This is a genomic window from Bradyrhizobium sp. P2_E8 (assembly GCF_056403875.1).
Map to the genome: position 1 here is coordinate 1 of NZ_JBFUES010001796.1, position 710 is coordinate 710.

Annotated in this window: 1 pseudogene; it reads right to left on the reverse strand. The window is 65.4% G+C overall.

The annotated features are described in order from the left end of the window. Nucleotides 1–593: pseudogene (locus AC1D00_RS43980) on the reverse strand (GGDEF domain-containing protein); the annotation flags it as partial. Nucleotides 594–710: the final 117 nt, after the last annotated feature.

A 710-nucleotide genomic window follows, 5' to 3' on the forward strand; every position in this document is an offset into this window, starting at 1 on the left:
ATAGAAAGGAACAGGAGCCCCAGCACCAGGACGGCATGGGTCTGACCGCCGGCGACCGCCGAGAAATCGTGGCCGAGCAGATTGCCCACCGCACGGGCAAGGAAGATCGCAATGATGGTGATGATGACGATGCCGGCCAGACGGGCGCCCGGATTGACGTGCCCTTCGGGCGGCAACAGCAACAGACGCAGCGACAGCACCAGCGGCAGTGCCTGACCGATCGTGTAGCTGAGCATGCGCAGCTGCATGCTCTCGAAGCCGACCATGAAGAAGACGACACCGCCGAGGCTCAAGGCGCCCGTCACGATCATGAGGCGCCATGACACCGGCCGGTCGTAGAAGCGCTGAATGCCCATGGCGGCGAGGCAGCTCGCCGCGACGACACCGGCAGCGCCGAACAGCAACGGCAAGGGAGAAGAGACGAACAGTCGGACCAGGGCCGCCATCGCGCCGGCCGCGGCGACGAAGGCCGATGCCATCCAGAACCGTGCGGCCGCGAATTTCGGATAGGAGCGCGTCACATAGGCCCAGATCAGGCCGAGCGCCAGGAAGTTGACGGCGAAGACCGTCCAGAGTGTCGGTACGTTCAGCATGGCCACTGCAGCGCGCGTAGCGCCCCGCCCCCCATCCCTGGCAGCCGTCCGTCCATGACCCGTCCCCGTTTTCTTGCGGGGAACAATGCGCGGGTTGCACTTAACGGAGTCTCACTG